Origin of the sequence: Nocardia sp. CA-107356 (assembly GCF_050946365.1) — a bacterium.
GTDB lineage: Bacteria > Actinomycetota > Actinomycetes > Mycobacteriales > Mycobacteriaceae > Nocardia.
Map to the genome: position 1 here is coordinate 8,884,448 of NZ_CP191992.1, position 15,129 is coordinate 8,899,576.

The following is a 15,129-nucleotide window of genomic DNA, read 5'->3' on the forward strand; positions in this document are numbered from 1 at the left end:
GGTGAGCTCGGTCAGTCCATCGTCGGAATGACGAAGTGGTTGCTTTCCTTCAGACCGGAGGGCCAGCGCTGGGTGACCGTCTTGGTCTTGGTGTAGAAGCGAATCGAATCCGGGCCGTGCTGGTTCAGATCGCCGAAACCGGAGCGCTTCCAGCCACCGAAGGTGTGGTACGCGATCGGCACCGGAATCGGCACATTGATGCCGACCATGCCGACCTGCACGCGAGCGGCGAAATCTCGTGCGGTGTCACCGTCGCGGGTGAAGATCGCGACGCCGTTGCCGTACTCGTGCTCGTTGGGCAGGGCGAGGGCTTCGTCGTAGTCCTCGGCGCGCACGATCGACAGCACCGGACCGAAGATCTCCTCCTTGTAGATACGCATCTCCGGCGTGACCCGATCGAAAAGCGTTGCACCGGTGAAGTAACCGCCCTCGCCGCCGTCTACCGACAGGCCACGGCCGTCGATGATCAGTTCGGCGCCCTCATCGACACCGATCTCGATGTAGTTCTCGACTCGGCCGAGCGCGTCCTTGGTCACCAGCGGGCCGAAGTCGGCGCCCGCGTCGTCGGAGCGTCCGACGTTCAGCTTGGCGATCCGCTCGATCAGCTTCTCGCGCAGACGATCCGCGGTCTCCTGTCCGACCGGGACGGCGACCGAGATGGCCATGCAGCGCTCGCCCGCCGAGCCGTATCCCGCGCCGATGAGCTGGTCGGCGACATCGTCGAGGTCGGCATCGGGCATGACGATCGCATGGTTCTTGGCGCCGCCGAAGCATTGCGCGCGTTTACCGTTCGCGGTGGCGGTCTCGTAGATGTACTGGGCGATCGGGGTGGAGCCGACGAAGCCGACGGCCTTGACGGTCGGCGAATGCAGGATCGCGTCGACCGCTTCCTTATCACCGTTGACCACGTTGAACACACCCGCGGGCAGACCGGCCTCGAGGAATAGCTCGGCCAGCCGCAGCGGCACCGAGGGGTCGCGCTCGGATGGTTTGAGCACGAAGGCATTTCCACATGCCAGCGCCGGACCGGCCTTCCACAGCGGGATCATGGCCGGGAAGTTGAACGGAGTGATGCCCGCGACGACACCCAGCGGCTGACGCATGGAGTAGACATCGATTCCGGTCCCCGCGCTCTCGGTGTACTCACCCTTGAGCAGATGCGGGATGCCCGCCGCGAATTCGATGACCTCGACGCCGCGCTGGATATCGCCCTTGGCATCGGCAATGGTCTTGCCGTGCTCGGAAGACAGCAGTGCCGCAAGGGAATCCATTTCGTCCTGCACCAGCGTCAGGAACTTCATCAGCACCCGCGCCCGCTTCTGCGGGTTGAATGCGGCCCACACCTGCTGCGCCTTGGCCGCATTCGCGATCACGGCATCGACCTCGGCCTTACTCGCCAGCGGTACCCGCGCCTGCACCTCGCCGGTATTCGGATCGAAGACATCGCCGAAATTGCCCGAGGCCCCGGCGACATGCTGCCCGCCGATGTAATGAGTGAGTTCGCGAACCATGCCAGTCCTGTTCCGTAGTCGACGCCGCGCATCACGCGATCTGCGGTCATCCTATAGTTGGATGTCCAAGTAAATATAGAGGCGCGGGCAGAGTGTGATCCATCCCACGGCAACCGCCTGGCGAACTATGACGCGTGCATTACCGGCGGCACGATTCGGCCCTGCGCAAACTCCGGAGCTCGGACTCGGCGTGCGGCGGCGGCGTGTCTGCGGATCCAGTCCCCAGCGATCACTTCGGGCGTCGTGCATCGGCTTCGACGAGCGGGTGAGCAGTAGTGCGCCCGACGACAAGGACGATTGCGCCGATGATCGGCACCGCGACCATGACCCCCAGCTCACCGTTGAACCAGAACGCGACCGCCATGCCCACGGCCAGTGCGACCATCGCGCTACCGCCGATTACCAGCGCGGCCGAGCGCGTCGCATGCAGACAAAGCACACGACGGCCAACCAGGACAGTGAGCAGGACTCCCCATTCATCGCGGTCGTTGTCGACGGTCACGGCCACCTGGCATCCACTCGAGGCGCGTTCACCTAGCGCTGTGACTGTCGTCACCGTAGGATTAGTTTGACGTCCTAGTATCGGGCGCCATACAGGATCTCCCCGGAGGACCCCGTGGCCGATAGCACCGCGCTCCACACGCCCATCCATCCCGTCCGATTCGTGACCTCGGCCGCGCTGTTCGACGGGCATGATGCCGCGATCAACATCATGCGGCGAATCCTGCAGGCACAGGGAGCCGAGGTCATCCACCTAGGGCACAATCGCGCGGTCAGTGAGGTGGTCGACGCGGTACTGACCGAGGACGCCCAAGGCGTTGCGGTGAGCTCGTATCAGGGCGGGCACGTCGAATACTTCGAATACCTGGCCGATGCACTGAAAAAGGCCGGGGCCGAACATGTTCGGATCTTCGGTGGCGGCGGCGGGGTGATCGTCGCCGAGGAGATCGCGCGACTTGCCGCATCCGGTGTCACCATCTTCTCCCCCGAGGACGGCCAGCGACTCGGCCTGCCCGGCATGATCAATCAGCTCATCCGCGCCTGCGATGTCGATCTCGGCGCGGAGCCGCCGGTGCTGGACGCGGTGCTCGCCGGTGAGCGGGCCGCGCTGGCCCGTGCGATCACCTGTCTGCAGCAGGACACGCTGCCCGAGTCCGACCGGCAGACCCTGGTGGCGGCCGCTGCCGGGCGCACCGTGCCGGTCCTCGGCATAACCGGTACCGGCGGCTCCGGAAAATCCTCGCTCACCGACGAATTGGTGCGTCGCCTGCGTTCCGATCAGCAGGACAAGCTGCGGGTCGCGATTATCGCGGTGGACCCGACCCGGCGCCGCGGCGGCGGCGCGCTGCTCGGCGACCGCATTCGGATGAACGCCCTCGACGGCGATCACATTTTCTTCCGTTCGCTGGCCACCCGAGGCGGACGCGAATTGCCGCAGAATATCGATGCCATCGTGACCGCCTGCAAGGCATCGGGATACGACCTGGTGATCCTGGAAACCCCGGGCATCGGCCAGGGGGACGCCGCGGTCACCGACTACGTCGATGTGTCGATGTATGTGATGACACCGGAATTCGGCGCGGCCTCCCAGCTGGAGAAGATCGACATGCTGGATTACGCGGACGTGGTGGCGATCAATAAGTTCGAGCGCCGCGGTGCCGAGGACGCACAGCGGGACGTATCGCGCCAGCTGGTGCGCAATCGCGAGGAGTTCACGAAGTCCCCGCAGGACATGCCGGTATTCGGCACCAGCGCGGCCACTTTCAACGATGACGGGGTGACGGCGCTGTATCAGCACCTCACCGGCCTGCTCTGCGCACATGGTCTGCGATTGGAGCCCGGCGTACTTCCCCGGGTGCATACTCGCTCCTCCACCAGGTTCGCGCAGATCATCCCGCCCGCCCGGGTGCGCTATCTCGCCGAGATCGCCGAAACGGTGCGCGACTACCACGCCGAGACGGCCGAACAAATTGTCGCCGCACAACGCTTGCAGCGCCTCGACCAGGTGGCCGCGGAGTTACCCGATGACACCGCGGTGGCCGAGCTGGCCGGAAAGGCCCGCGCCGCACTGCATGACGATAGTGCCGCGCTACTCGCGGGCTGGCCCGAACTTGCCGAATCTTATCGGGGCGAGGAGCAGGTGGTGCGGGTCCGCGATCGCGAGATCCATACTCCGCTGCGTCGGGAGACGTTGTCCGGCAATTCCATTCCACGCGTCGCGCTGCCCCGATTCACCGATCACGGTGAGCTGCTGCGGTTCCTGCGTTCGGAGAATCTGCCCGGCCGGTTCCCGTTCACCGCGGGCGTCTTCCCGTTCAAGCGCGATAACGAGGATCCCGCGCGAATGTTCGCGGGCGAGGGCGATCCGTTCCGCACCAATCGACGGTTCAAGGTGCTCAGCGAACATGCCGAGGCGACCAGGCTTTCCACTGCTTTCGATTCGGTCACGCTCTATGGCCACGACCCCGCCGAACGCCCGGACATCTACGGCAAGGTCGGCACCTCGGGTGTCTCGATCGCTTCGCTCGACGATATGAAGGCGCTCTACGACGGCTTCGACCTGACCGCGCCGACCACCTCGGTATCGATGACGATCAACGGCCCAGCCCCCACCATCCTGGCCTACTTCCTCAATACCGCCATCGACCAAGCACTGGAACGCTTTTCGGCCGCCGAGGGCCGCGGGCCGACCGTCGACGAGGCCGCCGACATCACCGCGCGGACCCTCGCGACGGTGCGCGGCACCGTACAGGCCGACATCCTCAAGGAGGATCAAGGCCAGAACACCTGCATCTTCTCCACCGAATTCAGCCTGCGCATGATGGCCGATATCCAGGAATGGTTCGTGCGCAATAGCGTTCGCAACTTCTATTCGGTCTCGATCTCCGGCTATCACATTGCCGAGGCCGGTGCGAATCCGATCAGCCAGCTGGCCTTCACCCTGGCCAACGGATTCACCTATGTCGAGGCATATCTCGCGCGGGGAATGCAGATCGACGACTTCGCACCGAACCTGTCGTTCTTCTTCTCCAATGGCATGGATCCGGAGTATTCGGTGATCGGCCGGGTCGCCCGGCGGATCTGGGCCATCGCCATGCGAGATCGCTACGGCGCCAACGAGCGTTCGCAGAAATTGAAGTACCACGTCCAGACCTCGGGCCGCTCGCTGCACGCACAGGAGATGAGCTTCAACGACATTCGCACCACCCTGCAGGCGCTCATCGCCATCTACGACAATTGCAACAGCCTGCACACCAACGCCTACGACGAGGCGGTGACCACACCCACCGGGGAATCGGTGCGCCGCGCCCTGGCCATCCAACTCATCATCAACCGCGAGTGGGGCGTTGCGATGAACGAGAACCCGCTCCAGGGCAGTTTTCTCATCGATGAGCTCACCGATCTCGTCGAGGCGGCCGTACTCGCCGAATTCGATCGCATCAGCGAACGCGGCGGGGTGCTCGGCGCCATGGAGACCGGCTACCAGCGCGGCAAGATCCAGGACGAATCCATGCGGTACGAGCACCGCAAACACGATGGCTCGCTGCCGATCATCGGCGTCAATACCTTCCGCAACCCGAACGGCGAACCGCATCGGGTCATCGAATTGGCTCGCGGCACCGAATCCGAGAAGCAGTCACAGTTGAAGCGCGTGGGCCAGTTCCAGAACGATCATCGCGACGCCGCACATGCCGCCCTCGCCCGCCTGGACGCGGTGGCCCGCACCGACGACAACATCTTCGAGGTCCTGATGGACGCCGCCCGGGTCTGCACGCTGCAACAGATCACCGACACCTTCTTCACCGTCGGCGGCCAATACCGCCGCAACGTGTGAAATAGGCTGGCCCGTCAGAAGATTCGCACCTCCGGAATCGTGTCCATCTGACGCGCCCACTCCGGATACTCGGCCAACTTCGCCTCGTGCAACGCCATGATCTTCTGGCGCAGTTCGGGATCCGGCTCATCCGATACGTCGGGTCCGATGGCGATCTTCTGGAAGTGCGGGATGATCTGCGGATCACCGGCCAGGTGGACCGGATCGTGCAGATAGCGCTCCAGCGCCGCCAGATTCTCGATGCCGACGCAGTAGGCGTGGGTCAGCCCCTCGCTGTCGTCACCCAGATTCTGGCCGACCGTCGCGAACGACACCGATTCGACCGCAGCCGTGCGTTTCATCAGCGCGAGCACCTCGGCCTTCTGCTCCTCGGTGGTCTCTTCGCGGAAGCCGAAGCGCAGCAGATGGACGATCATGGATGCCTCCTCAGTTTGAACCGATGAGTTCAATCTAGACAACTGGCGGGTAGATCCACAAGAGTGAACCCATGAGTTCATTCCAAGCGTTGCGGGGGCTAACATGCAGGGGTGGCGGGAACGACGGCGGCGCGTGGCCGCATCGATAAGCGGCAGGCGATCCTGGACGTCGCATTCACCGTCTTCGCCCGGCGCGGCTACGACAAGGCCTGCGTGCAGGAGATCGCGGACGCGGCGGGTGTCGCCAAACCGACGGTCTACAACCACCTCAATGACAAGCAGACCCTGTTCCGGCACGCGGTGCTCGCCGCCGCCGACGTCGTGGCCGCGGACACCCTCGCGATCGTCGATCGACTCCGTGAGCCCGGCGACGACCTCCCCGCCACCCTCACCGAGACGGCATGTGAACTGCTCGCGGAATGCTCCGGCGAGCGTGCCCGCGCACTGCGCGCGCTGACCTACGCCCAGCTCGCCGCCTTCCCCGACCTGGCCGACACCGTGCTGGAGCGCACCTCGCGGCGCATCGCCGAGGCGCTGGCCGATCGGCTCGCTCGACTCGCCCTTTCGGGTCGTCTGCAGACCAACGATCCGGCGCAGGCCGCCGAACAGTTGCTCGCGCTGCTCACCGCGCCGCTGGAGGCGCGGTCCCGGCTGGGCACCCGCGAGGTGAGCGCCGCCGAACAAGGCGATATCGCCGAGGCGGCCATTCGGACATTCCTGGCCGCGTACGGTTCCCGCTGATTCCGAACGCGGCCGCCCGCGCGCATGTGACAATCGCGACGTCAGGGGCTTCGGCGTGGTTGGGACGGCTGATATGGATCTCTCGGATATTCGGATCATCGACGCGCATATTCATCAGTGGGATCCCTTCGGCACTCCACGCGAATTCAGCGGATCTGCGAGGTTGTTCCGGATGCTGCCCATTCCGCTCGATCTGGCCAAGCGGGTGTCGCCGCGTCGTGATCGGGAATTCGTCGGAGACCCCACTGCCTATGTGAATCAATATCTCCCCGCGGACTACCGCGCGGATGTCGCAGCCATCCCGGTCGAGTCGATTGTTCATATCGAGGTCGGGTGGACCGGGAAGGACAGGGCCGAGGAGACGGCGTGGGTGGCCGGACTACCGTTCGGCGCAGACAATCCCGCGCTCGGTGCGATTATCGGGAATGCCGATCCGGCGGCGCCCGACTTCGCGGTACTGCTCGATGCCCATTTGGCCGCATCGCCACTGCTACGCGGCATTCGCGCGCACGTCGCACACCATCCCGATCCGCACGTCCGGCCCTATACCGAGCGCGAAGGTGCGCTCACCACAAAGGAATTCCTGAATGGCTTCGCGGCATTGGCCGAGCGCGGGCTGTCCTTCGATGCCTGGGTGTACTCGCACGCGCTGCCCGATGTGACCGCACTCGCCGAGCGGTATCCGGAAGTCCCGATCGTGCTCGACCATCTCGCCACACCCGCGGGCATTTTCGGCCCCGTCGGCAAACACACCGGAACCAATCCGAGCTTGCGCCGGGAACTGTTCGTCCGCTGGCGCGACGACCTCAGCGCACTCGCCGAAAATCCCCATGTGGTCGCGAAAGTCAGCGGGCTGATGATGCCGGTCCTCGGTCATCCGGTGCCACCGCGCGGAACCTCCACCCCGGTTCCGGTGCTATTGGACCGAATTCGCCCGCTCGTCGAGCATGCCTGCGATGTCTTCGGTACCGACCGTCTGCTGTGGGGCTCGAATTTCCCGGTGGACAAACCGATCACGCGCATCGCCGATAGCGCCGAGGTCATCGCCACCGTGATCACCGAGCGCGGTGACGGCCACCGTGAACTCGAGCAGATCTTCCGGACCAACGCCCAGCGGACCTACCGAATCGAATCCCTGTGATCGTTGACAAACTACCGGACCGAGCGCCTAATTGGTGGCAGCCGCGGTCAGTTTAGTCGGGCGATAGCGATCGGGTCCGCCGGAGTTGCCTATGCCGGGTGATCGCTGGTTCGGCGAACCTCAGCCGAACAGAGGAGTTCGTATGGATACGCGATCTCGGCGCAGCGGGATCGATCACGAGGTGATCATTGTCGGGGCCGGGTTCTCCGGGATCGGAGCGGCGATCAAATTGCGGGAGGCCGGGTTCGACGATTTCCTCATCGTCGACGAGGCCGACGGCGCGGGCGGCACCTGGCATTGGAATACCTATCCCGGTGTGGCGGTGGATATTCCGTCATTCAGCTATCAGTTCTCCTTCGATCAGCGGGCCAGTTGGTCGCGGGTGTACGCACCCGGAAACGAACTGAAGGCCTACGCCGAATCGTGCGTCGACAAATACGGGCTGCGTCCCCGCATCCGGTTCGGCACCACCATCACCGAAGCGGTATTCGACGAGGACGGGCACCTGTGGCGGTTGCGCACGGGTACAGGTGACGAGCTGACGGCGCGCTTCGTGATCAGCGCGACCGGCGTGCTCACCCGGCCGAAGCTGCCGGAGATTCCGGGCGTCTCGGACTTCGCCGGGGTCACCATGCACACCTCGCGCTGGGATCACGAACAGGAATTGCGCGGCAAGCGCGTCGCGATCATCGGAACCGGCGCGTCGGCGGTACAGGTGATTCCCGAAATCGCGTCCCGGGTCGAACATTTGACGGTGTTCCAGCGCACCCCGATCTGGTGCCTGCCCCGGCCGGATATGGCGTTGCCGCGGTCGGTCCGGTGGGCACTGCGGATACCGGGCGGCCGGACGCTGACTCGGCTACTCAGCCAGACCTACGTCGAATTCACCTTCCCCATCTCGGCGCACTACTACGGCACGGTGCCGATGGCACGGATCGCCGAGCGGACCGGGCTGGCCCATCTGCACAAGCAGGTCCGCGACCCTGTGATCCGGGAAAAGCTCACGCCACGCTACGGACTGGGATGTAAACGGCCGAGCTTCTCCAATGACTATCTGGCCACCTTCAATCGTTCGAATGTCACGCTGGAGACCGACCAGATCGAAGAGATCACACCGACCGGAGTACGCACCGCCACCGGCACCGAGCACCCGGCCGATGTGCTGATTCTGGCCACCGGCTTCAAAGTGATGGAATCCGGCAATATGCCGACCTACGATTTGCGCGGCATCGACGGTCTCGATCTCGAAAAGTGGTGGGACGACAACCGTTTACAGGCCTATGAGGGCGTGAGCGTGCCCGGCTTCCCGAACTTCTTCTCGATCATCGGCCCCTACGGTTACAACGGGTCGTCCTACTTCGCCTTGATCGAGAACCAGACCCGCCACATCATGCGATGCCTGCGGCGCGCGCGGGCGGACCATGCCACCCTGATCGAGGTCACCCGCGAGGCCAATGACCGGTTCTTCCAGGAGATGCTGGCCCGGCGCGGCGGACAGGTGTTCTGGCAGGACAGCTGCGCACTGGCCAACAGCTACTACTTCGACAAGCACGGCGATGTTCCGCTGCGCCCGATGACGACTGTCGAAGCCGCTTGGCGCAGTGGGCACTTCGACCTGGCCGATTACCGCTTCACCAGGGCGGCATAGCGCGCGGAACTTGTCGGTGCCGATCGTTACGATCTGCCGCATGAAAGCAACCGGCACCTTCTCCGTCGCCTCTTTCGCCCCTACCGACGTCGTGCCGGATCCGGCCGTCACCACCGCACTGCCGGTCGGCATCGCGAAAATCTCGAAGGCGTACGCCGGTGAGATCACCGGACGCTCGGCGACCCTGTTCACCGCCGCCTTCGACCAGGCGACGGGCACGGGGACCTATGTTGCCATGGAATCCTTCGAGGGTGCGCTGCACGATCGAGCGGGCAGTTTCAACTTCGCACATTCGGCAACCACCCACGGCAGCGATCGCTCCGCGGAATTCTTCACCATCGTCGCGACCAGTGGCACCGGCGAGCTGGCCGGTATCACCGGCACCGGCGGTCTCACCGTCGATGCCGATGGCGGGCACCACATCTGGTTCGATTACGAACTCGACTGATCATCCGAAACCCGTCAGACGATGAAGGCCCCGGCGATCTGGCGGGTCAACGTGTCCCGCGCCGTTGTGAGCGATGGGCCGTACCAGGTGAGGCTGCGGCCTTCGACCAAGGCGACCGGGAGGCCCGGGAAGGCTTCGGGGCCATCCGATCTGGTGAATACGTAAGGCTCATCGGGTAGTAGGACGAGTTCGACGTCGCGGGTCAGCTCGTCCTGCGCGATATGTGGGTAGCGCTCGGGGCGGCCGGCGTGCACCAGTCGGAGTCCGAGGCGCGCCGCCAGGTCGCCGGTGAAGGTGTGGTGGCCGACCACCATCCAGGGATTGCGCCAGATCGGAATTACTGTGCTGCGCGGCGGTTCGGGTGGTGGTACGGCCCAGGATGATTCGGCTTCGACGAGCCAGTTCGGCACCGGGCCGCCCAGTGCTTCGGTGAACAGTCGGCGCAGTGCGGCGAAACCTTCGTCCAAAGTCTCGATTTTGGTGACCCACACCGGTACTCCCGCAGCGCGCAGACGTTCGACATCGATGCGGCGGTTCTCTTCCTGGTTGCACAGCACCAGATCCGGTGCGAGCTCGATGATTCGGCGCACATTCGGGTTCTTGGTGCCGCGGACGCGCTCGACGTCCAGATCGGTGGGGTGAGTGCACCAATCCGTCGCCGCGACAAGGATTTCGGGGCGGGTCACCGCGACGGCTTCGGTCAGCGAAGGAACCAGCGACACCACTCGTCCAACCGGACCACCGATCGCGACGGCCGCGCCCAGATCGTCGATGGTCATGACAGGACCCGACGGCAGGTCAGCGATCCAGCGCGTCATAGAGCGCCCGCAGATCGCGCAGCCCGGCCGCGGCCATCGGTTCGTCCTCGGCGATCATCCGCAGTGCCCGGCGCAGCAGCAACGGATCCAGATCGTCGATGGCGGGACGGAATTCGGCCTTCGGGAGGTCGGGCAGTTGCGTCCGATCGCCGTAGGGATCGTCGGATACCGCTGGGCGCGTATCGCGTTCGATGCCGGCGATGAGCGTATCCAGGTCGAGGCCACGCAGGGTAAGGATTTCGCGGGGACGCTCGTCGAGGCGTTCGGCGAGCAAATAGCAGAGCGCCGCCACATGCTTGCACGGCCAGCCGGGATCCGGGCAGGTGCAGGAGAAGTCGAGGTCCGCGGCCGTCGTCGGGAGCAGATGTTCGCCGAGACCTATCGGCAAAGCGCCGGAGGCGATTTCGGCCAGCACGCCCGGCGCGGTCCGGATGGTCTCGACGAGCAGTTCGACTTCCTCGTCGCGCAGCGGTCGAATGGCGAAGACTGCGGTGAACGGGCGCGGCTGACTGCCTTGCACTTCCGCGGTGACCGCGCCCGGTTCGATCCGATAGCTCACGACCTGCCCCGCCCTGGCGTAGGTACGGCCGCGGGCGAGTCGGCCGGGTTCGGCCATTGCCTCGACCGCCTCGATCAGCGCCTTACCCCACCAGGTACGCCCGAATCCGCCACGGCGGCTGCGTGCTTCGACCCCGCCCTTGACCGGACGGCGCTTGCCGTACTTGCTGTAGTCCTCGAAGGGGCTCAATCGCCGACCGCCTCGGCGCCGAGGGCGAAGAGCTGGTGCAATTCGTCGGTACTCAATTCGGTGATCCAATTCTCGCCGGCACCGATGGCCAGATCGGCGAGTTGACGTTTGCCGCTGATCATTTCGTCGATCTTCTCCTCGATGGTGTCGACGCAGATCAGCTTGCGCACCTGCACATTGCGCTGCTGACCGATCCGAAAGGCCCGGTCGGTGGCCTGGTTCTCCACCGCCGGATTCCACCAGCGATCCAGGTGCACAACATGATTGGCCGCAGTGAGGTTCAGTCCGGTGCCACCGGCCTTGAGCGATAGCAACATCAACGGCGGGCCGTCCGGCTGCTGGAACCGCTCGACCATGGTGTCGCGCTGTTTCTTGGGCACCCCGCCGTGCAGGAAGGGGATCGGCGTACCGAAGCGCTCGACAAGATACGGCGCGATGAGATCACCGAACGCCCGGAACTGAGTGAACAGCAACGCCTTCTCGTCGTCCGCGAGCACCGCATCGAGAACGTCCTCCACCAGTGCGAGCTTGCCGGAGCGATGGCGGCCCCGGTTCAGTACGCCCGAGCCGTCGCCGAGGAAGTGCGCGGGATGGTTGCAGACCTGTTTGAGCCGGGTCAGCGCGCCGAGTACGGCGCCCTTGCGCGCCATACCCTTCGCGTCCTTCAGTTTGGCCATCATGTCGTCGACGACAGCTTGGTACAGCGCCGCCTGCTCCACGGTCAGGTTGGCGCGTACCGTCATCTCCAGCTTGTCCGGCAGATCGCTGATAACGGTGGGATCGGTCTTCACCCGGCGCAGCACGAACGGCTGGGTAATGGTGTGGAGCCGGGAGATCGCGTTCTCGTCCCGGTCGCGTTCGATCGGAACGGCGAAGCGGGCACGGAATGTCTGCGCGCTACCGAGCACCTTCGGCATCGCGAAGTCCAGAATCGACCGCAACTCCTCCAACCGGTTCTCCACCGGAGTTCCGGTGAGCGCCAAGCGATGTCGCGCCGGCAGGGTACGCGCCGCCTTCGCCTGGCGCGTGCCGGCGTTCTTGATGTGCTGCGCCTCGTCCAGCACCACCCGATCCCACTGCTGTCGTGCCAATTCGACCGCGTCCCTTGCCAATAGCGAGTAGGTGGTGATCACCAGATCCGCATCGGCGATGGCTTCGTCGAGTTCGTCGCCGACGCGCCGACCGGCGCCGTGATGCACCACAACACGCAGATCCGGCGCGAACCGCTCGGCTTCGCGCTGCCAGTTGCCGACCACCGACATCGGGCACACGAGCAGTGTCGGCCCCGGCGCACCATCGTCGGGTCGGATGCCGCCCTCGACGCGTTCGGCCCTGCGGCGCCGAGCCTCGCTGAGCGAAATGACCTCCGCGCCAACATGTTGCGCACCATCCCCAGCTTCCCCGGCGGCAGGTGGCGCGGTATGTACCGCTTGGTCGGTGTGGGGGGCACCTTCGGTCCGCACGCGACTGTTCTCACGTTCGTGCACCAGGAGCGCCAGCACCTGCACCGTCTTCCCCAGACCCATATCGTCGGCGAGGATTCCGCCGACGCCATAGCGGCTCATGGTGACGAGCCAGGCGAGGCCGCGTTCCTGGTACGGCCGCAATTGAGCTTTGAGCCCGACCGGCGGTGTCACCGGTTCGGGGTCGCGGGTCCGGTCCAAAAGGTCTGCGGCCCAGCCGGTTGCGGTGACCTCGGTGATCGGGACCTTCTCCACATGGCCGGTGACGAGTTCACCGACCAGATCGGCGAAGGTGAGTTCGGTGTCGTCGAGGTGTGCGGCGACATAGCGGGCGGCCGCGGCGAGTACCTTGTGGTCGGCCTGCACCCATTCGCCACGCAACTGCACCAGATCCGATTTCGAGCGGACCAGCCGCGCCATTTCGGCCTTGGTCAGCACGGTATCGCCGAGCGCGAGTTCCCAACGGTAAGAGACGAGTCCGCGCATGCCGACGGTGCTCTCCGCGGCGGGGACACCGCTTTCGACCCGCAGCCGCATGGTCGGCGCGGTGATATTCCAGGCCCGCGGCAGCAGTAGCCGGATACCCGCCGCCTGCAAGGCGTGTGCACCGTGCTCGACCAGATCGGCGACCACTTCGGTCGGCAGCAGCAGATCCATCGACTGCGGATCGTTCGGCAGGTCGCGCAGTCGCGGATAGGCCCGCGTCGCCTCCCCCAGTTTCTCGATCGCCGTCCGGACCAGCACCGGATCCCCCAGCAGCGCAACCGGATTCGGCGCTTCGCCATCGGCGCGCAGGCAGACCTGCAGGCGCCACAGTGCCACCGGATCCTCGGCCTCGGCCTCGGCCTCGGTATCGGCCTCGCCGAGCGCGATATCGCCTTCCGGCTCCAACAGGCGCAGCACCAACTCCGGCTCGTCCCCGGTGAGACTCGCACGCCAACGTTCCAGCACTTCGGCCAGCTGATGGCTGCCGCCATCGAGGGAGACATCATCGATCAGCGCGGCCACCAGCGAATGCGCCGATGGCGACGGATCCAGTAACTCCCTGGCGATCGGATCGGCGAGCTCGGTGACCATATCCTCGAGCAGCATTCCCGGCTTCCCCGCGACGCGCAGCGCGGGCGGCATCGCCACCGCCAACTCCGCCAGCCACGCGCGCTGCCGCTCCCCGCCGACCAACCGCCACCGCACCCACCACTGCCCGTCATCGCGGCGCAGCTCCGGTGCGACCCGCCCGGCTCGCACCCAGCGCTCGACACCCTGCGCCACATGCGCGAGAAACCGCAGATCCCCGGAAACCGATTCGACGGGCAGCCGCTGCCGCAATGCCGCCGCGGCCGCTGCGGGCACCATGGCATGCGCTCGGACCTGCTCGGTGGCCCCGTCCACCCCGTTGATCAGCACCTGCGCCCGATGCCGGAACTTCGACGCCGCCAGGACCGCACCCAGCGGATCGGGTAGCGCGACGACCGGGGTCTCCTGCCACAGCAGCAACCCCGATCCCGGCGACCACAGACCGTGCAGCATGACCCCATCCAATCAGGTGCCTCCGACAACGATCGGACGGCGGCCGACCCGGTTTCCTGGATTTCCGGCGCGATGCCGAACATCGTGTCCGTTTCGGGACATATGTCCACTATCGAGTACCGGATGGGTGGTGAGAATCGGCTGACCGGGGTCAGTAGTTTCGGCCCGCATCCGGCTCGATCTTCCCGGCCGCGACCAGCGTCCGCCATGCCGCAGTTTTGCGGGGACAGTGGTCTACCCGGCACCGGACATGCCGCTGCATGGTGAGCTGCGCTTCCAGCACGCCGAGCGGATGTTCCGGGGCATCGTGCGGAAATCCGACCGGCCAGATAGCTGTGTCCATCTCGTCGTCCTCCTGCTCCACGCGCTGCCATATCTCCTCGACGCTGCGCCCTTGGGATACCCGACTCGGCCAAAACCACACAATCGCGATCACAGCGGTCATGACCGCGAGCACCGCGACCAGGCCGACCGCGAACACCTGCCATCCCGTCATACCGTTCACTGAATCTCACTGTCCACCACCGAGATCGGGTCCACGTCGATTGACCCGCGCATAGCCGCCGCAACCGCCGAAATCACGTCGGCGTCGGGTTCGGCGAACTCGACTTCCCATCCGTCGCTTCCGACCAGTGACCATGACCCGTCGTCGCGCTGGAGATAGCAGTACCCTTCGTCGTCGTCCGCCGCTATCGCCAGCTTGCGGAGATCTTCGTCGTCCCATCGCGCGGGGAGTTCCATCTCCCGCCCCCTTCGACTGTCGGTGTTGGTGAGCACCCGCCGCCGGGGTGCCGATTAGGGCACGGCATCGACCCGGCGGCGGGGCTGAAAAA

General features: G+C 65.4%; 13 protein-coding genes. 5 read left to right on the forward strand and 8 right to left on the reverse strand.

The features are described from left to right. Window positions 1–11 precede the first annotated feature (11 nt). A complete protein-coding gene (locus tag ACQP1G_RS40175; RefSeq protein ID WP_433195020.1) occupies window positions 12–1,511 on the reverse strand; it encodes a CoA-acylating methylmalonate-semialdehyde dehydrogenase in 1,500 nt (499 codons plus the stop codon). A 229-nt stretch (window positions 1,512–1,740) separates the two neighbouring features. Further along, entirely contained in the window at window positions 1,741–2,019 is a 279-nt protein-coding gene (locus ACQP1G_RS40180) for a hypothetical protein (protein WP_433195022.1), read from the reverse strand. A 108-nt stretch (window positions 2,020–2,127) separates the two neighbouring features. Between ACQP1G_RS40180 and icmF the strand changes: the two genes are divergently transcribed. Then, complete coding sequence (gene icmF, locus ACQP1G_RS40185; RefSeq protein WP_433195024.1) at window positions 2,128–5,346, forward strand: fused isobutyryl-CoA mutase/GTPase IcmF; 3,219 nt, start codon at window positions 2,128–2,130, stop codon at window positions 5,344–5,346. Window positions 5,347–5,360: 14 nt separating this feature from the next. On the opposite strand, the gene ACQP1G_RS40190 is transcribed toward icmF, so the two are convergent. Continuing rightward, window positions 5,361–5,762 (reverse strand): Dabb family protein, encoded by a 402-nt coding sequence (locus tag ACQP1G_RS40190; protein WP_433195026.1) that lies wholly within the window; start codon window positions 5,760–5,762, stop codon window positions 5,361–5,363. Between the two features lie 111 nt (window positions 5,763–5,873). Between ACQP1G_RS40190 and ACQP1G_RS40195 the strand changes: the two genes are divergently transcribed. From ACQP1G_RS40195 to ACQP1G_RS40210, 4 genes are all read left to right on the forward strand, one after another. Next, window positions 5,874–6,503, forward strand: coding sequence for a TetR/AcrR family transcriptional regulator (locus ACQP1G_RS40195; protein WP_433195028.1), 630 nt, complete (start codon window positions 5,874–5,876; stop codon window positions 6,501–6,503). A 55-nt stretch (window positions 6,504–6,558) separates the two neighbouring features. Next, window positions 6,559–7,644 (forward strand): amidohydrolase family protein, encoded by a 1,086-nt coding sequence (locus tag ACQP1G_RS40200; protein ID WP_433195030.1) that lies wholly within the window; start codon window positions 6,559–6,561, stop codon window positions 7,642–7,644. Between the two features lie 142 nt (window positions 7,645–7,786). After that, window positions 7,787–9,292, forward strand: coding sequence for a flavin-containing monooxygenase (locus ACQP1G_RS40205; RefSeq protein ID WP_433195032.1), 1,506 nt, complete (start codon window positions 7,787–7,789; stop codon window positions 9,290–9,292). A gap of 40 nt (window positions 9,293–9,332) precedes the next feature. Continuing rightward, window positions 9,333–9,740, forward strand: a complete 408-nt coding sequence (locus ACQP1G_RS40210; RefSeq protein WP_433195034.1) for a DUF3224 domain-containing protein — start codon at window positions 9,333–9,335, stop codon at window positions 9,738–9,740. Window positions 9,741–9,754: 14 nt separating this feature from the next. Here ACQP1G_RS40210 and ACQP1G_RS40215 read toward each other — a convergent pair whose 3' ends face one another. From ACQP1G_RS40215 to ACQP1G_RS40235, 5 genes are all read right to left on the reverse strand, one after another. Beyond that, window positions 9,755–10,519, reverse strand: coding sequence for a helical backbone metal receptor (locus ACQP1G_RS40215; protein WP_433195036.1), 765 nt, complete (start codon window positions 10,517–10,519; stop codon window positions 9,755–9,757). A 19-nt stretch (window positions 10,520–10,538) separates the two neighbouring features. Continuing rightward, window positions 10,539–11,306, reverse strand: coding sequence for an SWIM zinc finger family protein (locus ACQP1G_RS40220; RefSeq protein WP_433195038.1), 768 nt, complete (start codon window positions 11,304–11,306; stop codon window positions 10,539–10,541). Beyond that, a complete protein-coding gene (locus tag ACQP1G_RS40225; protein WP_433195040.1) occupies window positions 11,303–14,296 on the reverse strand; it encodes a DEAD/DEAH box helicase in 2,994 nt (997 codons plus the stop codon). Before ACQP1G_RS40225 ends, ACQP1G_RS40220 begins: the two co-directional genes overlap by 4 nt. Window positions 14,297–14,447: 151 nt before the next feature. After that, window positions 14,448–14,792 carry a hypothetical protein gene (locus ACQP1G_RS40230; RefSeq protein ID WP_433195042.1) on the reverse strand — a complete coding sequence of 115 codons (345 nt, stop codon included), beginning with the start codon at window positions 14,790–14,792 and terminating at the stop codon, window positions 14,448–14,450. 5 nt (window positions 14,793–14,797) lie between these two features. Next, window positions 14,798–15,037 (reverse strand): hypothetical protein, encoded by a 240-nt coding sequence (locus ACQP1G_RS40235; RefSeq protein ID WP_433195044.1) that lies wholly within the window; start codon window positions 15,035–15,037, stop codon window positions 14,798–14,800. Window positions 15,038–15,129 lie beyond the last annotated feature (92 nt).

What these genes read in the sequence shown, in the direction of transcription:
- ACQP1G_RS40175 (WP_433195020.1), bottom strand. Translation starts at nt 1,511, where the DNA reads ATGGTTCGCGAACTCACTCATTACATCGGCGGGCAGCATGTCGCCGGG.
- ACQP1G_RS40190 (WP_433195026.1), bottom strand. Translation starts at nt 5,762, where the DNA reads ATGATCGTCCATCTGCTGCGCTTCGGCTTCCGCGAAGAGACCACCGAG.
- ACQP1G_RS40205 (WP_433195032.1), top strand. Translation starts at nt 7,787, where the DNA reads ATGGATACGCGATCTCGGCGCAGCGGGATCGATCACGAGGTGATCATT.
- ACQP1G_RS40210 (WP_433195034.1), top strand. Translation starts at nt 9,333, where the DNA reads ATGAAAGCAACCGGCACCTTCTCCGTCGCCTCTTTCGCCCCTACCGAC.
- ACQP1G_RS40215 (WP_433195036.1), bottom strand. Translation starts at nt 10,519, where the DNA reads ATGACCATCGACGATCTGGGCGCGGCCGTCGCGATCGGTGGTCCGGTT.
- ACQP1G_RS40225 (WP_433195040.1), bottom strand. Translation starts at nt 14,296, where the DNA reads ATGCTGCACGGTCTGTGGTCGCCGGGATCGGGGTTGCTGCTGTGGCAG.
- ACQP1G_RS40230 (WP_433195042.1), bottom strand. Translation starts at nt 14,792, where the DNA reads ATGACGGGATGGCAGGTGTTCGCGGTCGGCCTGGTCGCGGTGCTCGCG.
- ACQP1G_RS40235 (WP_433195044.1), bottom strand. Translation starts at nt 15,037, where the DNA reads ATGGAACTCCCCGCGCGATGGGACGACGAAGATCTCCGCAAGCTGGCG.